The organism is Cellulomonas sp. Marseille-Q8402, assembly GCF_965119525.1.
This window is the reverse complement of the sequence record NZ_CBCPLX010000001.1, coordinates 1131113-1151634: the sequence shown is the minus strand read 5'-3', so window position 1 is coordinate 1151634 and position 20522 is coordinate 1131113. Positions and strand designations below refer to the sequence as shown.

Sequence of the window (20522 nt, the reverse complement as noted above, 5' to 3'; positions counted from 1 at the left end):
GTCAGCTCACCACGGCGGGGTCGCGGGCCGGCTCGGGCACCGCGGCACCGATCGCCTCGGCGTACGCGCGCACCTCCGCCAGCAGCGCCGCCTTGGCGCCGTCGGGCAGGAACGAGGAGACGACGGCGTTGGCCGCCAGCACGCCCAGCTGGTCCTGCGTCACGGTCCCGGCCTCGACCAGCGCGCGCAGGTTGTCGTCCAGGTAGCCGCCGAAGTAGGCGGGGTCGTCGGAGTGCACCGACGCGCGCAGGCCCTCGTCGAGCATGACGGCGATCGGGTGGTCGGCCAGGTCCGGGCCCGCGGTGCGCAGCGCGACGTTGGACAGCGGGCAGACGGTCAGGGGGGTGCGGGTCTCCCGCAGGTGCGCGACCAGCTCGACGTCCTCCAGGGCGCGGTTGCCGTGGTCGATCCGCTCGGCGCCGAGGATGTCGAGCGCCTCCCACACGTAGTCGGGGCCGCCCTCCTCGCCGGCGTGCGCGACGCGGCGCAGGCCCTCGGCCGCGGCGCGCTCGTAGACGTCGCGGAACAGCGCCGGCGGGAAGCCGACCTCGCTGGAGTCCAGCCCGACGCCGAGCAGCAGCTCGCGGTGGGGGAGCACGGCCTCGAGCGTCGCCATCGCCGCGTCCGGGCCGAGGTGCCGCAGGAAGCAGACGATCAGACCGCCCGACATGCCGTGGGCGGCGCGGGCGTCGGCGAGCGCCGCGGACAGCCCGAGCAGCACGTCCTCGACGGGCACGCCGCGCGACGTGTGCGACTGCGGGTCGACGAACACCTCCGCGTGCCGGACGCCGGCCGCCGCGGCACGCGCCAGGTAGCGGGCGCCGAGGTCCTGGAAGTCCTGCCGGGTCCGCAGCACGTCGAGGTTGGCGTAGTAGACGTCGAGGAACTCCTGGAGGTCCCGGTACGGGGCGCCCCGGCCGGCGCCCGCGGGCACCGGCAGGTCGTGGCGTGCAGCGAGCGTGCGGATGAGCTCGGCGTCGAGCGTGCCCTCGATGTGCACGTGCAGTTCAGCCGTCGGCCACACGTCTTGCTCCCGGTCGTCTGGAGGGGTGTCGCAGGACTCGCCCACGCTTGTCCGGAAGCCAACCACAGGGCCCTGGCCTGCTGCCTCGTGCGATCCACCAACGACGTGCGGGGGCCGGTGCGCCCCGCGCTGGGCGATCCGCCGGAGCGGCTCCGCCGCGGGCTCCCGGTGTGTCCGGCGTGTGTCGCGACGGTGCGGTCGCACAACGGTCTGCACCGCTGAGGGCGGGGGAGTTCGGAGGATCCCACATGGCGACGACCTCGGCCGGACCTGTCTGATGGAGCACGTCGCCGGGTCGCCCCGGCGGCTCCTCCCCCTGGCACCGCGGCCACCCGATGCCCGGGTGGCCGCACGACGTGATCGAGGTTGACGTGACCCGCACCTTCACGAGCCCGCGCCCCGGGCGCCGGTTCGCCGGCCTGACCGCCGCCGTGGCCGCTGCCGGCCTGCTCCTGTCCGCCTGCTCGGGCTCGGACGACACCGCCGGCTCCGGCGACGGCGCCAGCGCGGGTGCGGAGTCCTTCGACGAGATCAGCGTCCAGCTGTCGTGGCTGAAGAACCAGCAGTTCGCCGGCGAGTACCTCGCCGTCGAGGACGGGCTCTACACCGACGCGGGCTTCCCGGGCGTCACGCTGACCGCGGGCGGCTCGTCCGCCACCAGCGCGGAGGCGGCCGTCGCCACCGGCCAGGCGTTCGCCGGCCTGTCCTCGCCGCTGATCACGGCGCCCGCGATCCAGGGGGGCGCGGAGCTGAAGATCGTCGGGGCGACGTACCAGCTCAACCCGTTCGCGCTCGTGTCGGCCGCCTCCGCGCCGGTCGAGGGCCCGGACGACCTGGCGGGCAAGACCATCGCGGTCTCCGACTCCAACACGCTCGTGTGGAACGCGTTCCTCGCCGCGAACGACATCGACCCGGCCAGCCTCACGACCGTGCCGCTGTCCGACACGTCGATGCTGACCACGGGCCAGGTCGACGGCTTCATCGGCTACACCACCACCGGTGCCGCCGCGCTGGAGAACGCCGGCTTCGCCGCCACGGAGTTCCTCCTGGCCGACGAGGGCCTGCCGATGGTCGGCGAGGTCGTCGTCACGTCGCAGCAGGCCATCGACGAGCAGCCGGAGCAGGTCAAGGCGTTCCTGCTCGCGACCGCCGAGGGCTGGCGCGCCGCGCTGGACGACCCGGCGCGCGCCGTGGACCTCACCGTGAACGAGTACGGCAAGGACCAGCAGTACGACGCCGACGCCATCACGCTGTCGTTCGACCGCCAGGCGACGCTCATCGAGACGGACGAGACCGCCGCGAGCGGCCTGCTCACGATCAGCGAGGAGCTGCAGGAGGGCACCATCGCCTCCCTCGGCTTCGCGGGCATCGACATCACGGCCGACGAGCTGTTCGACCTCTCGCTGCTCGACGAGGTGTACGCCGAGAACCCGGACCTGCTCTCGTGACGCAGTCCCCCCAGTCCACGCCCGCCCCCGCGATGCCGGCCCCCTCGGCCGCGGGGGCGGGCGTGCCCACGTCGGCCGCGGCCGCCCCGGGCATCGAGATCACCGGCCTGCACAAGGAGTTCCGGTCCGGCCGCCGCACGGTGACCGCGCTGGAGGACGTGAGCCTGTCGACCCCGCGCGGGTCGTTCCTGTCGCTGCTCGGCCCGTCCGGCTGCGGCAAGTCGACGATCCTGCGCATCCTCGCCGGGCTCGAGACGCCGACGGCCGGCACCGTCGCCGTGAACGGCACCCCGGTGGCGCCGGGCAAGCGCGCCGAGGGCATGGGCATCGCGTTCCAGGACCCCGCGCTGCTGCCGTGGCGCAGCGTGCAGAAGAACATCCGGCTGCCGCTGGAGATCCAGGGCCGCAAGGACGACGGCATCGTCGACGAGCTCATCGAGCTGGTCGGGCTGACCGGCTTCGAGAAGAGCCGCCCCGCGCACCTGTCCGGCGGCATGCGCCAGCGTGCCTCGATCGCCCGCGCGCTCGCCGTGCGCCCGGACTTCCTGCTGCTGGACGAGCCGTTCGGCGCGCTCGACGACATGACCCGCCAGCGGCTGAACTTCGAGCTGCAGCGCATCTGGACCGAGCGGTCCGCGACCACGCTGATGGTCACGCACGGCATCGCCGAGGCCGCGCTGCTGTCCGACCACGTCGCCGTGATGTCGGCGCGGCCGGGCCGGATCGTCGAGATCGTCGAGATCCCGTTCGAGCGCCCCCGCACGCCGGAGATGATGCGCACGAAGGAGTTCCACGAGGTCGTCGACCACCTGTCCGGGCTCCTGTTCGCGCGCGAGGGCGCCGCCGCCGGGACGGCCGACGCGTGAGCGACGCCCTCGCGCGGTTCCGCGGCGCCCTGACCCGCCCGTGGGTCGGCGGCACCGTGGGCATCGTGCTGCTGATCGCCCTCTGGTGGGCGATGACCGCGAACCTGGAGAACAGCACGTCGTTCCCGTCCCCGGTCGACGTCGCCCGCTCGGCGGTCCAGGACGGCTGGTCGTACTACGGCCCCAACGTCACCCCGACGCTCGCCCGCGCCGCGCAGGGCTACCTCTGGGGCAACCTGGCGGGCCTCGCGCTCGCGGCCGTCGTGCTCGTCGTGCCGCGGCTGGAGGACGTGATCACCCAGCTCGGCGTGATCAGCTCCTGCTTGCCGGTCGTCGCGATCGGCCCGATCGTGATGGTGATCTTCGGCGGCCGCGCCGCGGCGATCTTCCTCGGCGCCCTGCTCGTGTTCTTCACCACGCTGGTCGGCGCCATCCTCGGGATGCGCTCCGCCGGCCGCAGCTCGCTGGACCTCGTGGCCGCGTACGGCGGCGGCCGGTGGACCCGGATCCGCAAGGTCCAGCTCATGTCGGCGCTGCCGGCGATCGTCACCGCCCTGCAGGTGGCGGTCCCGGCAGCGCTGCTCGGCGCCGTCGTCGGGGAGTACCTCGGTGGCATCGACTCCGGGATCGGCGTCGCGCTCAACGCGGCGCAGCGCCAGATCCAGCCCGACCGCGTGTGGGGCATGAGCATCCTGGCCGGTCTGCTCTCGCTGGCGGGCTACGGCCTCGTCGGCCTGGTCGGCCGGGTCCTCACCCCCTGGGCGAAGGAGCGACGCGCATGAGCGGCGGCACGGGGGCGTTCGTCGTCCGCCGGGTGGGCACGCTCGCGCTGGCCGTCGTCGTGGCGCTGGCCGTGTGGGTGGCCGTGCTGGCGGTGTTCGACGTCAGCCCCCTCATCGGCAAGCGCCCGTGGGACGTGGCCGAGTACGTGTTCACCGCCGACGGCGCCGCGGAGCACCGCGCGACCATCGCCGCCGACCTGGCCGTCACGGTGCGGGACGCGGGCATCGGCTACCTCGTGGGCCTGGCGGCGGCGTTCGCGCTGGCCGTGGTGTTCGCGGTGTCGCCCGTGCTCGAGCGGATCGTGATGCCGACCGCGATGGTGCTGCGGTCCATCCCGCTGGTGGTGCTGACCCCCCTGATCACCCTGATCTTCGGCATCGGCCAGACCGGTGTGACGGCGATCGTGATCATCGTGGTGTTCCTGCCCGCCCTGGCCAACATCCTGTACGGGCTGCGCAGCGTCTCCGGCGAGCACCGGGACCTGGTGCTCGCGTACGGCGGCTCGTCCTGGACGGTGCTGCGGAAGGTCGCGCTGCCCGCTGCGGTGCCCTCCACCCTGGCTTCCGCGCGCATCGCCGTCCCCTCCGCGGTGACCGGCGCGATGATCGCCGAGTGGCTGTCCACCGGCCAGGGCCTGGGCGGCGCGATCTCCCGCGCGGCGGGGTCCTTCGGCTACGACGCCATGTGGGCCTCGGCCATCACGGTCGCCGCGATGACCATGGCCGTGTACGCCGTGGTCAGCATCGTGGACACGCTCGTCCAGGAGCGGATCGGGCAGCTGTCGTGACCCGCCCCGGGGCGACGCTCGTGCTGCGCGGCGGGTCGGTGCTCGACGGCACCGGCGCGCCGGCGGTGCGCGCCGACGTCGTCGTCGCGGGGGACCGGGTCCTCGCCGTCGGGCCGGACCTGGACGTCCCCGCGGGCGTCCGGGTGCTCGACGTCGACGGGCTGACCGTCACCCCGGGGTTCATCGACGCGCACACGCACTCCGACGTCGTGCCGTTCATGGCCGACCCGCAGCCGTTCAAGGTGCTGCAGGGCGTGACCACCGAGGTCGTCGGCAACTGCGGCAACTCGGCGGCACCGCTCGTCGACGACCGCGCCGTGGACCTGCACCGGCCGATCTCCAGCACCGTGGCCGCCGGGGTCGGGTCGTGGCCGCGGACGTTCGGGGAGTACCTGGACGCCGTCGAGGCGCACGGGCCGACCAACCACGTGGCGTCGCTGGTCGGGCACAGCACCCTGCGGATCAGCGCCAACGGCATGGCCGAGGCGCTGGCGCCCGGCGCGCTGGAGCGGATGGTCGAGCTGGCCGAGGCCGCGTTCGCCGAGGGGGCGTTCGGGCTGTCCACCGGTCTGATCTACGCCCCGGGCGTGTACGCCGGCACCGACGAGGTCGCCGCGCTCGCCGCGGTGGCGGCGCGGTGGGGCCGGCCGTACGCGACGCACATGCGCGACGAGGGCGACGGCCTGGCCGCCTCGCTCGCCGAGACCTTCGACGTGGCCCGCCGCACCGGCGTGCGCGTCCAGGTGTCGCACTGCAAGGCCGCCGGGCGCCGCAACCACGGCCGGGCCGGGGAGCTGCTCGCCGCCCTGCGCGTCGCGCGGGCCGAGGGGATCGAGGTGCACGGCGACGCGTACCCGTACACGACCGGCGAGTCGTTCCTCACCGCGCTGCTGCCTGCGGAGGCCCAGGTCGGCGGGCGGACCGAGCTGGTGCGCCGGCTGTCCGACCCGGCGGTCCGCGGCGCCCTGGCGGCCCGCGCGCTGGCCGGCGGGCCGGGTGCCGGCGCCTGGACGCAGACCACGCCGGCCGGCGTGCTGCTCAGCATGCACGCCGACGCGTCGCTGCTCGGCCGCAGCGTGGCCGAGGTCGCCGCCGGGCGCGGCCAGGACCCGTGGGACGCCCTGTGCGACCTGGTGCTCGCCGACCCCGGCGCGATGATGGTCTACGAGCTGATGGCCGACGCCGACGTCCGCGCGGTCCTCGCGGACCCGCTGATCGCGATCGGCTCGGACAACTCCGTCCCCGTCGGCAACGCGCACCAGCGGGGCTGGGGCTGCTTCCCGACCGTGCTCGGCCCGTACGTGCGCGACCACCACGTCCTCGACCTCCCGGAGGCGGTCCGCAAGATGACCTCGCTCACCGCCGACGCGCTGGGCCTGCCCGGCCGCGGCCGGCTCGTCCCGGGGGCGGTCGCGGACCTCGCCGTGCTCGACCCCGCCACCGTGGGGCACGCCGGGACCCCGCAGGCGCCGTGGGTCCGGCCCGACGGCGTGCGCTGGACCGTGCTCGCCGGCGAGGTCGTCGTCGACGACGGCGAGTTCACGGGGGCGCGCGCCGGGCGCGTGCTGCGGGCGGGGCGGCCGGAGTGAGCGGGCGGCACGCCGCGGGAGCCGGCGCGGGCGCGACGCCCGACACCGCCGACCTGGAGCTGCCGGTGATGCTGCTGCACGACGCGGCGATCGACCACAACGTCCGCGTGATGGCCGACTGGTGCCGCACCGCCGGCGTCCAGCTGGCCCCGCACGCCAAGACGCACATGTCCCGCGACCTGGTGCGGCGGCAGTCCGCCGCCGGGGCGTGGGGGTTCACCGCGGCCACGACGGCGCAGGCGCGCACGCTCGCCGACTGGGGCGTCCGGCGGGTGCTGCACGCCAACGTCCTGGTCGACCGGCCCGCGATCGCGTGGGTCGCCACGCACCTGCTGCGCGCGGACTCGGCCACCGAGTACCTCTGCTACGTCGACAGCGAGCCCGGCCTGGACCTGCTGCTGGACGAGCTGGCGCGGCACGCGCCGGCCCGCCCGCTGCCGCTGCTGCTCGAGCTCGGGTTCCCGGGCGGGCGCACCGGGATCCGGGACGACGTCGCGGCGCTGGCCCTCGCCCGGCGGGTGGCGGCGAGCCCGCACGTGCGGCTGGCGGGCGTCGCGGCCTTCGAGGGCCTGATGCCGCCGACCGACGACCCGGGCTCGCCGCGCGGCGCCGTCGACCTGCTGGCCCGCGTCCGTGCGCTGGTCGCCGCCGTCACCGAGGAGGGGCTGGTCGCCGGGGTGCCCGTCGTCACCGCCGGCGGGTCGTCGTACTTCGACCTGGTCGTCCGCGAGCTCGGCCCGGCCATGTGGGACCGGCCCGTCACCACGGTGCTGCGGTCCGGCTGCTACGTCACCCACGACCACGGCGTCTACCGCCGCACCTCCCCGCTCGGCGCCGACCGCGGGGACGCCACGCTGCGCCCGGCGTTCGAGCTGCGCGCGTCCGTGCTGTCCGCGCCGGAGGACGACCGGGTCGTCGTCGGGTTCGGCCGTCGCGAGGTGCCGACCGACGACCGGCTGCCCGTCGTGCTCGGTGCCGTGGCCTCCGACCTCGACGTGTCCGCCTGGGAGGTCACCGGCGTCAACGACCACCACGCCTTCGTCCGGGTGCCCGCCGGGACGGGCCGGAGCGTGCCGCCGGGCACGGTGCTGCGCCTCGGCATCAGCCACCCCTGCGGCGCGTTCGACCGCTGGCGGCACCTCCCGCTGGTCGACCCGGACGACCGGGTCGTCGGCGAGATCACCCCGCGCCTGTAGCCCTGCACCTCACCACGCGAAGGACCACCGCATGACCACCACCGCAGCCCCCGAGCAGCTCCTCGACGGCATCCCGCTCTGGGACGGCGAGCACGAGGTCGGACCCGCCCGGCTGACGTGGTCCGGCGACCGCATCCTCGCCGTCGAGGAGGCTCCCGCCCGGCACGCCGACCTCAGCGTCGTCCCCGGTCTGGTCGACACGCACGTGCACCTCGGGTACCCGGCCGGCGCCCCGGCGGCCGACCCCTCCGCGTGGCCGATCCTCACCCCGCCCGAGGAGCGGTCGCTGCACCTCGCCGCGAACGCCCTGCGCTGCGCCCGCGCCGGCGTCACCACCCTGCGCGACCTCGCCGCCGACTCGATCCAGCTGGCCGTCGGCCGCGCGTTCGACGCCGGGGTGCTGACCGGCCCGCGGCTGCTGTCCCACGGCCAGGTCGGCATGACCGCGGGGCACGGCGACCTGTTCGTCCCGCCGCACTACCCGCACCGCCCGCCGACCGCCGACAGCCCGGACGAGTGCCGCAAGCTGGTGCGCGTGTGGGCGCGGTCCGGCGCGGCCGGCGTGAAGATCTACACCTCCGGCGGCGTGCTCTCCATGGGGGACAAGGTGGGCTGGCGCAACCAGACCCGCGAGGAGATCCGCACCACCGTCGACGAGGCGCACGCGCTCGGCATGCTGGTCGCCGCGCACACGCACAGCGCCGACGGGCTCGACATCGCGCTGGAGGAGGGGGTCGACTCCATCGAGCACGGCACGGCCATCCTCGAGCGCCACCTGGCCACGCTCGTCGAGCGGGACCTGCCCGTCGCCCCGACCCTGCTGATCAACGACATCATCGCCGAGGGCCGCCGGCCGGTGTCCGCCGAGGCGCAGGCCAAGGCCCGCGACGTCGTCGCCCTGCGCGACGCCGGGTTCGCGCGCGCCGCCGAGGCCGGCGTGCGGTTCGTGCTCGGCACCGACGCGTCCGGGCAGTTCGTCGGGTTCGGCGACCAGATGGAGGAGGTGCGGCTGATGGCGGCGATGTTCGGCTGGACGCCGGCGCGCGCGCTCGCCGCGGCCACCTCCGACGCCGCCGACGCGATCCGGATGGGGTCGGTCACGGGCCGGCTGCGCCCGGGGCTCGGCAGCGACTTCGTGGTGCTGCGCGGTCGTCCGTGGGAGGACGTGGACGCGCTGCGGGTGGAGAACATCGTGGCCGTCGTGTCGCGGGGCGTCGTCGTCGCGGGCACGCTACCGGGGTGAACCCGCTGCTGACGCGCTCGCGCGCCGCCCTGCTCGTCCTGCTGGTGCTGGGGCTGGCCGCGTGCGGCGCGGACCCCGGACCGAAGCCGGCGCGGACGCCCGCCGCGGCGCCCGCCCCCGGGGCGGAGCCGACCACCGCCACCACGCCGGCCCCGGCCGAGGAGCCGCTCCCGGCGCAGCGGCTCGAGGCGGGCACGGTCGCCGAGGGCGTCCCCGCGGCGGTGTCCGGCGAGGGGGACGCGGTCGTCGCCCTCACGCGGGACGGCGACTTCGGCGTCGTCGCGCACCTGGACTGCTCGGCCTGCACCGGCCACGTCGTCCTGTCCGCCGAGGGGCGGGGGTCGGCCTGGGGCGAGGGGCCGGCGCCGCTCACCGGCTCGTACCTGGTGGACGTCGTCGCGGGCTCGGCACCCCAGCAGGAGCTCGTCGTGCGCACGCAGGGCCCGTGGACGCTGCAGCTGCAGAGCTGGAACGACCTGCCGGTGGCGACGGGAGTCCAGCAGGGCACCGGCGCCACCGTGCTCCTGCTCGGCGACGACGCGAGCGCGATCCGGCTCGACTACGCGCCGGCCGACGCGGACGACGCGATGCTCGCCCGCGTCGTGTCCGGCGTGGAGCTGACCGGGTCGGGCGGGCCGCAGACCCTGGCGCTCGGCGACGACGTCCCGTTCAGCGAGCGGGTCGACGTGCGGATGCCGGGCGTCGTCGTGCTCGGGACCCGCGGGTCGTGGACGGTGACGCCCCTGCCGTGAGCCGTCCCGCGGGGGTGGCGGCCGGCGGGCCGTCGCGCCAGGCTGAGCAGGACGGACGCGAACCCGGGAGGCGCACGGTGCAGGACCGCTACGACTACGTGATCATCGGGGCCGGCATGGCGGGGGACGCCGCCGCGCACGGCATCCGGGAGGTCGACCCGACGGGGAGCATCCTGGTGATCGGGCGGGAGCCGACCGCCCCGGTGACCCGTCCGGCGCTGACCAAGGCGCTGTGGAACGACCCGGAGTTCACCTTCGACCAGGTCTGGCTGCCGACCGCCGAGGACACCGGCGCCGAGCTGCTGCTCGGCGAGTCGGTGATCGCGGTCGACACCGCCGCGCGGACGGTGACCACCGACGCCGACATCACGGTCGGCTACGGCGGGCTGCTCCTCGCGACCAGCGGGCACCCGCGCCCGGTCGCCGGCGTCGAGGACTCGGGGCGGGTGATCTACTTCCGCACCGTCCGCGACTACGAGCGGCTGCGCGACCTCGCGGGCGGCGGCCGGCACGTCGTCGTGGTCGGCGGCGGGTACATCGGCACGGAGCTCGCCGCGGCGCTGGTGCAGCACGACACCCGGGTCACTCTGGTGTTCCCGCAGGACACGCTGACCGGCGCGACCTTCCCGGCTGCGCTCGCCGCCCACGTCGAGCAGCGGTACGCGGACGCCGGGGTGACCCTGGTCCGCGGCGCCCGGGTGACCTCGGCGACCTCGGAGGCGGACGGGGTGACCGTCGTGCTCGACGACGGGCGGGAGATCACGGCCGACGGCGTGGTCGTCGGTTCCGGCCTCGTGATCGAGACCGGCCTGGCCGGGGCCGCCGGCCTCGAGGTCGACGACGGCATCGTGGTCGACGAGCAGCTGCGCACGTCCGACCCGCACGTCTGGGCGGCCGGCGACGCCGCGCAGTACCCCGACCGGATCCTCGGCCGCCGCCGCGTCGAGCACGTCGACAACGCCACGACGACGGGCCGCCAGGCGGGTCGGAACCTGGCCGGCGCGGGGGAGCCGCACACGCACACGCCGTTCTTCTACTCGGACCTGTTCGAGTACGGGTACGAGGCGGTCGGCCGGCTGTCCGCCTCGCTCGCGACGGTGGAGGACTGGCACGGCGAGGGGTTCGCGGAGGGCGTCGTCTACTACCTCTCCGAGGACGGGGACGCCGTCGCCGGCGTGCTGCTGTGGAACGTGTGGGACGCGACCGACCGCGCGCGCGAGGTGATCGCGACGCAGCGGGACGTGTCCCCGGAGGCGCTGCGGGGCCTGATCGGCTGAGGCCCGGCGGGCCGCACGTCCCCCGTCCGGGCGATCAGCCGGGATCGCCCGTTCGTGGCATCGTGGGGTCACGAGGTGCCCGACCCCCTGGAGGTGCCGTCATGCCGCTGTCGCTCGTCACCGCCGTGCGCTCCGTCGCGGGCGCCCACCGGGCGAGCAACCAGGACGCCGCGGGTGCCGCCGCCGGGTACGCGTTCGTCGCCGACGGCGTGGGCGGCCACGCGGGTGGCGACGTCGCGTCCGGCACCGTGGCGCACCGGCTCGCGTCGGCGCTCGCGGCCGCGCGGACGCCCGAGCTCACCGGCGCGGACCTGCGGGCCGCGGTCGCGGACGCGAACGCCGACCTGGCGCGGCGGGTGCGCAGCGAGCCGGACCTGGAGGGCATGGCCACCACGTTCACCGGCGTGTTCTGCGCGGGCGAGGCGGCGCGGGTCGTGCACATCGGCGACTCCCGCGCGTACCTCTGGCGCGACGGGGAGGCGCGGCGGGTCACCCGGGACGACTCCCTGGTCCAGCTGCTGCTCGAGGCCGGGGTGATCGACGCCGCCGACGCGCCGCACCACCCGCGGCGGAACGTGATCCTGCACTGCCTGGCCGGGGACGCCGCGGACCCCGCGCACGTCACGGTGCTCGCCGTCGACACCCGGCCGGGGGACCGGTGGCTGATGGCCACGGACGGGCTGACGGACTACGTCGGCGAGGAGCGCGTGCTCGAGCTGCTCGGCGGCGCGGGCGGGCCGGAGGTCGTGGCGGACGCCCTGGTCGAGGCGGCGCTGGCGGCCGACGCGTGGGACAACGTGAGCGTCGTCGTCGCCGACGTCGTGCCCGCCGCGGGCGTGCGCGCGGGGGACGGGGCGCGGCTGGCCGGGTCGGCGGCCGACGAGGCGCTCGCGCAGGTGCTCGACCGGTCCGCCTGAGCGGTCCGCCCGAGCGGTGCGTCTGCCCGGGGCAGATCTGCCCCCGGCAGACCCGGGGCCCCGCCGCGGGCACGGCGTGCGAGCGTGCGAGGACCCGATCACCTGGAGGACCCCGTGCACAGCACCCACCCGACCGCGCGCACCGAGGCGCCACCCGTCCGGGCGTTCGACGACGACCTCGCCGCCCGGCTGCTGCACCAGCGGATCATCGTGCTCGGCCAGGAGGTCGACGACGCGGTGGCCAACCGCGTGTGCGCGCAGCTGCTGCTCCTGTCCGCCGAGGACCCGCGCCGCGACATCGCGCTCTACATCAACTCGCCGGGCGGGTCGGTCACCGCGGCCATGGCCATGTACGACACCATGCGCCTCATCCCGAACGACGTCGCGACCCTGGCGATGGGGCTCGCGGCGAGCGCCGGCCAGTTCCTGCTCAGCGCCGGCACGCCGGGCAAGCGGAACGTCATGGCCCACGCCCGGGTGCTCATGCACCAGCCGTCGGGCGGCATCGGCGGCACCGCGGTCGACATCGCCATCCAGGCGCAGAACATGGCCCACACCAAGCGCACGATGCAGCAGCTGATCGCGGAGCACACCGGCCAGCGCGTCGAGACGATCGAGCGCGACTCCGACCGGGACCGGTGGTTCACCGCGCAGGAGGCGCTGGCGTACGGGTTCGTCGACCGGGTGGTGGAGCACTTGGACGACGTGCGCCCCGACGCCGCGCAGCGACGGGCGGGCCTGTGATGGCCGGCCAGTACACGGTGCCGGTGGTCGTCGAGCAGCGGCCGACCGGGGAGCGCGCGTCCGACGTCTTCTCCCGGCTGCTGTCCGACCGGATCATCTTCATCGGCACCGAGATCGACGACGGCGTCGCCAACGTCGTCATCGCGCAGCTGCTGCACCTGCAGTCCGACGACCCCGACAAGCCGATCCACCTCTACATCAACTCGCCGGGCGGCTCGGTGACGGCGCTGCTCGCCATCTACGACACCATGCGGTACGTCCGGCCCGACGTCGCGACGTTCTGCCTCGGGCAGGCGGCGTCGGCCGCCGCGGTGCTGCTGGCCGCGGGGACGCCGGGGCAGCGGCACGTGCTTGAGCACGCGCGGGTGCTGCTGCACCAGCCGTCGGGCGGCGGCCAGGGCACGGCCGCCGACCTGGAGCTGCAGGCGGCCGAGATCCTCCGGCTCCGGGCGCAGGTGGAGGACATCCTCGCCGAGCACACCGGGCGGTCGGCGGAGCAGCTGCGCGTCGACACCGACCGGGACCGCGTCCTCACGGCGCAGCAGGCGGTGGCCTACGGGATCGCGGACACGGTGGTGACGACGATCAAGCGCGCGGACCCCGCCACCGCGGCCTGACCGGCCCGGCCGTCGCCCACCAGCCGCCAGGTGGAGACTCCTGCCGGGACACGCCGCGCGTGTCGGGCAGGAGTCTCCACCTGGCGGGCGGGGTGGGGCGGGGAGAGGGTCAGGCGGCGAGCTGGACCGTGGCCCGGGCCGGTGCACGGTGCGGGAGCGCGGTGACCGTGGCCGAGCCCGGCTGGGCGGTCAGGTCGACGACGACGCGGCCGTCGGCCCGGGCGAGCACGGCGTGCGCCTCGCCGACCAGGTCCACCAGCCCCAGGCCCAGGGCGCGGCACACGGCGCCGAGCACCTCGGACGACGCCTCCTTGCGGCCGCGCTCCACCTCGGACAGGTAGGGCACGGACACCCGGGCCGCCTCGGCGACGTCGCGCAGGGTGCGGCCCTGGCGCTCGCGGTGCCGGCGCAGGATGGCCCCGACCAGCACCCGCAGCGGCGGCTCCGGACGGGCGGGCGGTGCGACGGGCGGTGCGTCGGGCCGTGCGGCGTGCGGCTGCGGCATGGGGACCTCCTCGGGTCCCGCCACGCTATCCCCGCGACCCCCGGCGCGGCGGCGCGGCGCGTTCTGCCGTCAGCAGACGCACCTCGGGTGGACGGTCCGGACCGACACGCCCACGGCGAGTCCGTCGCGAGCATCCACCTGAGGGGACCGAGCCCGGCGAGCCCCGCGCCGGGCCTTGACTTCGAGCGCGCTCCAAGGGGCATCGTCCGACGTGGCGGGGACGGCCCGCCGCCCCCACCCACGTCAGGAGCCACCATGCGCCTCGGTGCCCACCTCATGCGGTTCGACAGCGTCGAGCCCGCGCAGCTGCGTCAGGAGCTCGCCGACACCGCCGAGGCGGCGGAGGAGGCCGGGATGACCTGGCTGTCGGTGATGGACCACTTCTTCCAGATGGAGCCCGCGGGGTTCCCGGCGAGCGACCCGATGCTCGAGGCCTACACGACGCTCGGGTTCCTGGCCGCGCGCACCGAGACCGTCCAGCTCGGCGCCCTCGTCACGGGCGTCACCTACCGGCACCCGGGGCTGCTGGCGAAGATCGTCGCCACGCTGGACGTGCTGTCCGCCGGCCGGGCGACGCTCGGCATCGGTGCCGCCTGGTACGAGAAGGAGCACCGGGCGCTCGGCGTGCCCTACCCGGCGCTCGCGGAGCGGTTCGAGCGGCTCGAGGAGACGCTGCGGATCTGCCGGCAGATGTGGACGCCCGGCGACGACGGCCCGTTCGCGGGGACGCACTACCAGCTCGCCGAGACGCTGTGCTCCCCGCTGCCGCTCAGCCGCCCGGGCCGGGGACCCGAGATCCTGGTCGGCGGCGCGGGGGAGCGCAAGACGCTCCGCCTGGTCGCCCGGTACGGGGACGCCTGCAACCTGTTCGAGACCACGCCCGAGGAGGTCGCGCACAAGCTCGACGTGCTGCGCGGGCACTGCGACGCGGTCGGCCGCGACATGGCGGAGATCCGGGTGACGCTGCTCATGGGCGGCGACCAGCTGCTGGACGGGGACGTCGACGGCTTCGTCGCCGCGGCCCGGCCGTACGCGGACCTCGGCGTCGAGTCCGTCATCCTGCGCCCGCCGGCCACCGGCCTCGCCGCCTGGATCCGGGACCACGTGGCTCCCGCCGTGGGGCCGGTCGCGGAGCTCGGCGCGCGCTGACCCGGCCCTGCGGCCAGGATGGACGCATGCGAGGGCGGGCCGAGGGTGGCTGGTGGGGCGTGGTGATCGACGCGCCGGACCCGGGCGCGCTCGCGTCCTTCTACGCGCAGGTGCTCGGCTGGCAGGTGGTGGGCGACGACCCGGAGCACGCCGTCGTCGCGGCGCCCGACGGCGTGGCCTACCTCGCGGTGCAGCGCAACCACGACTACGTCGCGCCGGCGTGGCCGCCCGAGCCGGGCCGCCAGCAGATGATGCTGCACCTGGACGTCGAGGTGGTCGAGCTGGAGGACGCGGTCGCCGACGCGGTGCGGCTGGGCGCGCGGGTCGCTCCCGAGCAGGACGGGCCGGCGTCGCTGCGGGTCCTGCTGGACCCGGCGGGCCACCCGTTCTGCCTGTACCGCGACGGATGACGACGCCGGTGCCCGGCGAGCACGCCGGCGCCCGCGCGCGCACGCGAGGGGCCGCGGACGCGTACTGTCGGCCCGTGAGATCACCCTGGTTCCGTCGTGTGACGGCGGGCAGCGCGACGGGCGCCCTCGCCCGCGAGGTGGACTGGGCAGCGACGCCCCTCGGGGCGCCCAGCATGTGGCCGACGGCCCTGCGGGTCACGGTGGAGATGTGCTTCGCCACCCGGTTCCCGGTGCTCGTCACGTGGGGGCCCGAGCTCACGATGATCTACAACGACGGCTACCGGGACATGCTCGGCTCGGACAAGCACCCGGGGGCCATGGGTGCGCCCCTCCGCGAGGTCTGGAAGGAGATCTGGGACGACCTCGCGCCGTCCGTCGACCAGGTCGTCGAGCACGGCACGCCGACCTGGGCCGTCGACCAGCACCTCGCGATGCACCGCTCGGGGTTCGACGAGGAGACGTACTTCACCTACTCGTACTCGCCCATCCGCGACTCCGCGGACGTCGTGCGCGGGCTGCTGGACATCGCCACCGAGACCACCGAGCGCGTGGTGGAGCGGCGGCGGATGGCGCTGCTGGGCGACCTCTCGGTGCGGCTGACCGCCGCCCACGGCGACCTGGACGCGATCGGCACGTCGGTGGTGGACCTGCTCGCCGGCTCGCCCGACGTGGTCGCGGCCGAGCTGCACCTGCGGGACGACGTCCGGCCGGCGCCGGTGTGGACCACGGGGCCGTCGAGCGCTCCCGTCCTGCCCACGGGTGTGGTGGACCGCGTCATGCGGACGGGTGTGGCGGAGGAGCACGGCCGGACGCTGGCCCTGCCGCTGCTCGCGGCCGGTGACGTCGCGACCTCCGGGGTGATCGTGCTCACCGCGGGTCCCCGGCGGCCGTGGGACGAGCCGTACCGGGCGTTCCTCCGGCTGGTGGGGACCGCCGTCGGCGAGGCCGTGAGCGGCACGCGCCGGCACCTCCGCGAGGTCGACCAGCTGCGAGCGGTCAGCGACACCCTGCAGGCCGCGATCCTGCCCGAGGGGTCGAGCATCGCCGGCGTCGTCGCCCGCTACGTGCCCGCCGTCGGGGACCTGGCCGTCGGCGGCGACTGGTACGACCTCGTCGAGCTCGGGCCCGGCCGGCGGGCGCTCGTGGTCGGGGACTGCGTCGGGCACGGGCTCGACTCGGCGGCGCGGATGGGGCAGCTGCGGGCGGCGACGCGCGCCCTGCTGCTCGAGGACCGCAGCCCCGCGGCCGTCCTCGCCGGCCTGGACCGCTTCGCGCGGACGCTGCCCGGGGCCGAGTGCACGACGGTGTTCTGCGCCGTGGTGGACGAGGTCGACCACACGCTCACCTACGCCACGGCGGGACACCTGCCACCGGTGCTCCGGCGCGCGGGCGGCGGTGCCGAGCTCCTGGACGGTGCGCGCGGCGCCGCCCTCGCGGTCGGGCGGACGCCGCGGCCCGAGGGGGTCGTGCGCCTGTCCGACGGGGACCTCCTGGTGGTCTACACCGACGGACTGATCGAGCGGCGGCACGAGTCCCTGCAGATCGGCATGCAGCGCCTCACCGCCGCGGTCGCGGCGCAGCCGGCGGACGCGCGGACGGCGTCGGTGGCGGACGACCTGCTGCGCCAGCTCGCCCCGCACGGTGCCGACGACGACGTGGCGCTGGTCGTGTACCAGGCCGGCGCCGCCGGCGAGGCGGACGGCGAGGGCTGAGGAGCATCAGCCGCCGGCGCCGTCGACGAAGCCCCAGAACGCGGGCTTCGCCTGCAGCTCGTCGTCGAAGAGCAGCGGCGCCTCGAACGGGCGCTCCTCGGGCCAGGCCCGGAGCCAGGACCGCGTGTCGTAGAGCCCCCACACGCTGACGAACGCCAGGTCCCGGGCGGTGAACGCGGCCACGAGCTCCTGCACCTGCGCGCCCTGCCGGTCGAGGCGGTCCTGCGGGGTGGAGTCGAGCTGCTCGTCCTCGTCGGACAGGGCGACGTCGAGCTCCGTGACCGCCTGCCGGAACCCGAGCGCGGCGACCGCGTCCAGGGTGGTGGCGACCCGGTCGACGTCGGTGTCGATGTCGACGTGCATCTGGTGCCCGACGGCGTCCACCGGCGCACCCGCCGCCTGCAGGTCCATCAGCAGGCGCACCAGCTGGCGGCGGCGGTCGGGCGCGTCGGTGTCATAGTCGTTGAGGTACAGCGTGACGTCGGGGCCGAGCACCTCGCGGGCGATGCGGAACGCCTCGGCGACGTAGCCCGGGCCGAGCACCTCGTACCAGCGGCTGTGCCGGAGCCCGTCCGGCTCCTGCGGGTCGAGCGCCTCGTTGACCGCGTCCCACGACACCACCGGGTTCGCGTCGCCGTACCGCTCGGCGAGGTGGTCGGCGACGGCCTGCGTGTGCGCGCGCAGCCGGTCCAGCAGCAGCGCCTGGTCCTCGGGGCTGTCCGTCAGCGGCTGCCCGTCGGCCGTCTCGAAGAACCAGTCGGGGGTCGACCGGTGCCACACGAGGGTGTGCCCGTGGACGGTCAGCCCGTGCTCGACGGCGAAGTCGAGCACCTCGTCCATCGGCTCGAAGTCGAACTCGCCCTCCGACGGCTGCACCGTGATCGGCTTCATCGCGTTCTCGGGCGTGATCTGGTCGAAGTGCCGCAGCAGCAGGTCGGCCGGGCGGCCCGAGAGGTCCTGCGGGCCGGCGGCGACGCCGACCGGCGCGGCGGCGACGTCCTTGAGCGCCGGCACGTCGGTCTGCACCGCGGGGGTGGGGCGCTCGACCGTCACGTCGTCGACGCGGAGGTCCGCCAGCGACTCGGGCGTCTCGACGTACAGCCGCCACTCGCCGTCGCCCTCCGGGATCTCGGCGGTGCCGCCGAGGTGCACCCAGTCGCCGGACGTCACCGTGCCGCGTGCCACGTGCACGTACAGGGGGTCCTCGCCGCCGGGGTCCCGCTCGAGGGTGAGCTGCACGTCGGCGTCGTCGGCGCCGTCGCCGAGGCGGACCCATGCGGACAGGGTGTGCACCTGGCCGCGGGACACCGCGCCGGACAGGTCGACGGCCGCGCCCTGCCACGGCTCCGACCGGCCGGTGACCAGCAGGCTGCCCGCGCCCGCGTGCGTGACGTCCTCGGCCTGCGCGACCTCGACGTCGTCGCCCAGGGGGGTCCAGCCCTCGTCGCCCTCGTCGAACCCGCTGGACAGCACCGTCACCATGGCCTCCGGCGGCGGCGTGCTGACCGGCGCGGACGCGGTCGGGGCGGGGTCGGGGGAGCCGTCGTCGCGCGTGACCAGCACCAGCACCGCGACCAGCACGAGGACCAGGACGAGGGCGCCGGCGCCGATCAGCAGGGCGGGTCGGCGCACGCGGGAGGTCCTTCGGTCGGGCGGGGGCGGGCGGGACCCGCGGGAGCGGCACCACCGTAGGCATGCCCGGGGCGCCGTCGCCAGCCCCGCTGGTCCGCGGCCCGGAAGGCGCGACGGTGGTCGGCTCCCTACGCTGGTCGACGTGCGGGCCATGACGTGGAACGTGTGGTGGCGCTTCGGGGACGCGTGGCGGGAGCGGGAGGCCGCCGTCCTCCAGGTGCTCGCCGAGGTGCGCCCGGACGTGCTGGCGCTGGTCGAGACGTGGCGCGACGGCACGACGACGCAGGCCGACCTCGTGGCCGACCACCTCGGGCTGCCGTCGGCGGTGTTCGTCCCGACGGGGCTGCCCCCGGTGCCGGGCGACACCGACGACCCCGACCTCGCGGGCGTCGAGATGGGCGTCGCGCTCGTGTCCCGCTGGCCGCCGGTCGCCACGCGCACGGTGCCGCTGCCGGCGTCGCAGCGCCCCGGCCCGCCGGCGCACGCGCTGCTCGCGACGCTGGACCACCCGGCCGGACCGCTGCACGTGCTCGTCGCCACGCTGGAGTGGGAGCCGCGGTACGACGAGGACCGGATGGCCCAGGCCTGGGCGCTCGCCGACCTCGCGGCGGACCCGGGGCTCGACGGCGACCTGCCGGTGCTGGTGCTGGGCGACCTGAACGCGACGCCGGCGGGCCCGCAGCTCGCGGCGCTGACCCGGCAGCTCACCGACCTGTGGCCGCTCGGCGGCGGCGACCCGCGGGCCGTCACGCTGAGCTCCGTGGTGCCCGAGGCGCCCCTGGAGGTCACCGAGCTGATCGACCAGCGGATCGACCACGTGCTCGCCCGCCCGGGACGGCCGGGCACCCCGCGCGCCGCGGTGCTGGCCTCCGGCGCGCGGCTCGCGGGGACGGAGCCGGTGGTCGGGCGGTACCCGTCCGACCACTTCGCGGTGGTCGTCGACGTGGAGCTCACGTCGTGAGGCGGCGTCTGCGCCTGCGCGGCACTGCGGCGGCGGCGGTGGTCGTCGCGGTCGTCCTCGGGGTGGCGGCCTGCGCCCCGGCCGACGACCCGGCGCCGTCGCCCGGCGGCAGCCCCGTGCCGGCGGTCGGGGGCGCCACGTCCGCGACCAGCCCCGCCGGGCCCGCCACCGGCGTGCCCGCGGCCGAGGCGGTCGTCGCCCCCGACGCCGCCTGGGCGGACCACGACGCCGTCGCGGCGGACGCCTACGCCCTCGGCTACGCCGGCACCGTGGCGCCGGTCTCCGCGGAGCTGGCGGTCCGGATGGCGCCGTCCTGGCGCGAGGGCTGCCCGGTGCCCCTGGCGGACCTGCGCTACGTCACGGTGACGTACCGGACCTTCGACGGCGCCGCGGCGACGGGAGAGCTGGTCGTGCACGCGGACGTGGCGGAGAGCGTGGTCGCGGTGTTCGGCGAGCTGTTCGCCCTCGGCTACCCCGTCCGGTCGATGCGCCTGGTCGACGACTTCGGCGGCAGCGACGACGCCTCGATGGCGGCGGACAACACCTCGGCGTTCAACTGCCGGCCCATCAGCCGCGGGACGGGTTGGTCGGAGCACGCCTACGGCCGCGCGATCGACCTCAACCCCGTGGAGAACCCGTACGTGCGCGGCTCGCTCGTGCTGCCCCCGGAGGGCGGCCCCTACGCGTCGCGCCCGGACGCGCCCGGTGTGGTGCACGCGGGCGACGCCGTCGTGCGTGCGTTCGCCGCGCACGGCTGGCAGTGGGGCGGCGCGTGGTCGTCCCCGGTGGACTACCAGCACTTCTCCACCACCGGTCGCTGAACCGGGACCACGGTCCCTGGCGTGTCTCCCGTCTCCGGGCGCATGGTGGAGGTCCGACGGCGTCGGACGGGCGCCGGACGGAGCATCAC

General features: G+C 75.8%; 20 protein-coding genes. 17 read left to right on the top strand and 3 right to left on the bottom strand.

The window, feature by feature from the left end; genetic code table 11:
• Position 1: 1 nt before the first annotated feature.
• A complete protein-coding gene (gene add, locus ACWPWW_RS05240; RefSeq protein WP_454049278.1) occupies positions 2 to 1024 on the bottom strand; it encodes an adenosine deaminase in 1023 nt (340 codons plus the stop codon).
• 371 nt (positions 1025 to 1395) lie between these two features.
• On the opposite strand from add, the gene ACWPWW_RS05235 reads away from it, so the two are divergent.
• The 12 genes from ACWPWW_RS05235 (at position 1396) to ACWPWW_RS05180 (ending at position 13243) form a co-directional block, all read left to right on the top strand.
• Positions 1396 to 2472 (top strand): ABC transporter substrate-binding protein, encoded by a 1077-nt coding sequence (locus ACWPWW_RS05235; RefSeq protein ID WP_454049277.1) that lies wholly within the window; start codon positions 1396 to 1398, stop codon positions 2470 to 2472.
• Positions 2469 to 3338: an ABC transporter ATP-binding protein gene (locus tag ACWPWW_RS05230; RefSeq protein WP_454049276.1), complete on the top strand. Its 870-nt coding sequence runs from the start codon at positions 2469 to 2471 to the stop codon at positions 3336 to 3338. The genes ACWPWW_RS05235 and ACWPWW_RS05230 overlap by 4 nt, the downstream gene beginning before the upstream one ends.
• Positions 3335 to 4120 carry an ABC transporter permease gene (locus ACWPWW_RS05225; protein WP_454049275.1) on the top strand — a complete coding sequence of 262 codons (786 nt, stop codon included), beginning with the start codon at positions 3335 to 3337 and terminating at the stop codon, positions 4118 to 4120. Before ACWPWW_RS05230 ends, ACWPWW_RS05225 begins: the two co-directional genes overlap by 4 nt.
• Positions 4117 to 4908 (top strand): ABC transporter permease, encoded by a 792-nt coding sequence (locus ACWPWW_RS05220; protein WP_454049274.1) that lies wholly within the window; start codon positions 4117 to 4119, stop codon positions 4906 to 4908. The genes ACWPWW_RS05225 and ACWPWW_RS05220 overlap by 4 nt, the downstream gene beginning before the upstream one ends.
• Entirely contained in the window at positions 4905 to 6497 is a 1593-nt protein-coding gene (locus ACWPWW_RS05215; RefSeq protein ID WP_454049273.1) for an N-acyl-D-amino-acid deacylase family protein, read from the top strand. The genes ACWPWW_RS05220 and ACWPWW_RS05215 overlap by 4 nt, the downstream gene beginning before the upstream one ends.
• Positions 6494 to 7693 carry an alanine racemase gene (locus ACWPWW_RS05210; RefSeq protein WP_454049272.1) on the top strand — a complete coding sequence of 400 codons (1200 nt, stop codon included), beginning with the start codon at positions 6494 to 6496 and terminating at the stop codon, positions 7691 to 7693. Before ACWPWW_RS05215 ends, ACWPWW_RS05210 begins: the two co-directional genes overlap by 4 nt.
• 31 nt (positions 7694 to 7724) lie before the next feature.
• Positions 7725 to 8936 (top strand): amidohydrolase family protein, encoded by a 1212-nt coding sequence (locus ACWPWW_RS05205; protein WP_454049271.1) that lies wholly within the window; start codon positions 7725 to 7727, stop codon positions 8934 to 8936.
• A complete protein-coding gene (locus ACWPWW_RS05200) occupies positions 8933 to 9688 on the top strand; it encodes a hypothetical protein (protein ID WP_454049270.1) in 756 nt (251 codons plus the stop codon). Before ACWPWW_RS05205 ends, ACWPWW_RS05200 begins: the two co-directional genes overlap by 4 nt.
• A 77-nt stretch (positions 9689 to 9765) precedes the next feature.
• Positions 9766 to 10965, top strand: coding sequence for an NAD(P)/FAD-dependent oxidoreductase (locus tag ACWPWW_RS05195; protein ID WP_454049269.1), 1200 nt, complete (start codon positions 9766 to 9768; stop codon positions 10963 to 10965).
• Between the two features lie 101 nt (positions 10966 to 11066).
• Positions 11067 to 11882, top strand: a complete 816-nt coding sequence (locus ACWPWW_RS05190; protein WP_454049268.1) for a PP2C family protein-serine/threonine phosphatase — start codon at positions 11067 to 11069, stop codon at positions 11880 to 11882.
• 114 nt (positions 11883 to 11996) lie between these two features.
• Complete coding sequence (locus ACWPWW_RS05185) at positions 11997 to 12626, top strand: ClpP family protease (protein WP_454049267.1); 630 nt, start codon at positions 11997 to 11999, stop codon at positions 12624 to 12626.
• Positions 12626 to 13243, top strand: a complete 618-nt coding sequence (locus tag ACWPWW_RS05180; protein WP_454050405.1) for a ClpP family protease — start codon at positions 12626 to 12628, stop codon at positions 13241 to 13243. Before ACWPWW_RS05185 ends, ACWPWW_RS05180 begins: the two co-directional genes overlap by 1 nt.
• A gap of 109 nt (positions 13244 to 13352) precedes the next feature.
• On the opposite strand, the gene ACWPWW_RS05175 is transcribed toward ACWPWW_RS05180, so the two are convergent.
• Positions 13353 to 13748: a helix-turn-helix domain-containing protein gene (locus tag ACWPWW_RS05175; RefSeq protein ID WP_454049266.1), complete on the bottom strand. Its 396-nt coding sequence runs from the start codon at positions 13746 to 13748 to the stop codon at positions 13353 to 13355.
• Between the two features lie 255 nt (positions 13749 to 14003).
• On the opposite strand from ACWPWW_RS05175, the gene ACWPWW_RS05170 reads away from it, so the two are divergent.
• The 3 genes from ACWPWW_RS05170 (at position 14004) to ACWPWW_RS05160 (ending at position 17019) form a co-directional block, all read left to right on the top strand.
• Positions 14004 to 14897 carry an LLM class F420-dependent oxidoreductase gene (locus ACWPWW_RS05170; protein WP_454049265.1) on the top strand — a complete coding sequence of 298 codons (894 nt, stop codon included), beginning with the start codon at positions 14004 to 14006 and terminating at the stop codon, positions 14895 to 14897.
• Positions 14898 to 14923: 26 nt separating this feature from the next.
• A complete protein-coding gene (locus tag ACWPWW_RS05165) occupies positions 14924 to 15307 on the top strand; it encodes a VOC family protein (RefSeq protein WP_454049264.1) in 384 nt (127 codons plus the stop codon).
• A gap of 74 nt (positions 15308 to 15381) precedes the next feature.
• Positions 15382 to 17019 (top strand): PP2C family protein-serine/threonine phosphatase, encoded by a 1638-nt coding sequence (locus ACWPWW_RS05160; protein WP_454049263.1) that lies wholly within the window; start codon positions 15382 to 15384, stop codon positions 17017 to 17019.
• A 6-nt stretch (positions 17020 to 17025) separates the two neighbouring features.
• On the opposite strand, the gene ACWPWW_RS05155 is transcribed toward ACWPWW_RS05160, so the two are convergent.
• The gene (locus ACWPWW_RS05155; RefSeq protein ID WP_454049262.1) at positions 17026 to 18651 is read right to left on the bottom strand and encodes an endo-1,4-beta-xylanase; all 1626 of its coding nucleotides are present in this window, start codon (positions 18649 to 18651) and stop codon (positions 17026 to 17028) included.
• A gap of 151 nt (positions 18652 to 18802) precedes the next feature.
• On the opposite strand from ACWPWW_RS05155, the gene ACWPWW_RS05150 reads away from it, so the two are divergent.
• Both ACWPWW_RS05150 and ACWPWW_RS05145 read left to right on the top strand, forming a co-directional pair.
• The gene (locus ACWPWW_RS05150) at positions 18803 to 19612 is read left to right on the top strand and encodes an endonuclease/exonuclease/phosphatase family protein (RefSeq protein WP_454050404.1); all 810 of its coding nucleotides are present in this window, start codon (positions 18803 to 18805) and stop codon (positions 19610 to 19612) included.
• Entirely contained in the window at positions 19609 to 20433 is an 825-nt protein-coding gene (locus tag ACWPWW_RS05145) for a M15 family metallopeptidase (RefSeq protein WP_454049261.1), read from the top strand. The genes ACWPWW_RS05150 and ACWPWW_RS05145 overlap by 4 nt, the downstream gene beginning before the upstream one ends.
• Positions 20434 to 20522 lie beyond the last annotated feature (89 nt).

Coding starts and splice junctions, on each gene's coding strand:
- ACWPWW_RS05220 (WP_454049274.1), top strand. CDS start 4,117: ATGAGCGGCGGCACGGGGGCGTTCGTCGTCCGCCGGGTGGGCACGCTC.
- ACWPWW_RS05180 (WP_454050405.1), top strand. CDS start 12,626: ATGGCCGGCCAGTACACGGTGCCGGTGGTCGTCGAGCAGCGGCCGACC.
- ACWPWW_RS05190 (WP_454049268.1), top strand. CDS start 11,067: ATGCCGCTGTCGCTCGTCACCGCCGTGCGCTCCGTCGCGGGCGCCCAC.
- ACWPWW_RS05175 (WP_454049266.1), bottom strand. CDS start 13,748: ATGCCGCAGCCGCACGCCGCACGGCCCGACGCACCGCCCGTCGCACCG.
- ACWPWW_RS05150 (WP_454050404.1), top strand. CDS start 18,803: ATGACGTGGAACGTGTGGTGGCGCTTCGGGGACGCGTGGCGGGAGCGG.
- ACWPWW_RS05170 (WP_454049265.1), top strand. CDS start 14,004: ATGCGCCTCGGTGCCCACCTCATGCGGTTCGACAGCGTCGAGCCCGCG.
- ACWPWW_RS05165 (WP_454049264.1), top strand. CDS start 14,924: ATGCGAGGGCGGGCCGAGGGTGGCTGGTGGGGCGTGGTGATCGACGCG.
- ACWPWW_RS05205 (WP_454049271.1), top strand. CDS start 7,725: ATGACCACCACCGCAGCCCCCGAGCAGCTCCTCGACGGCATCCCGCTC.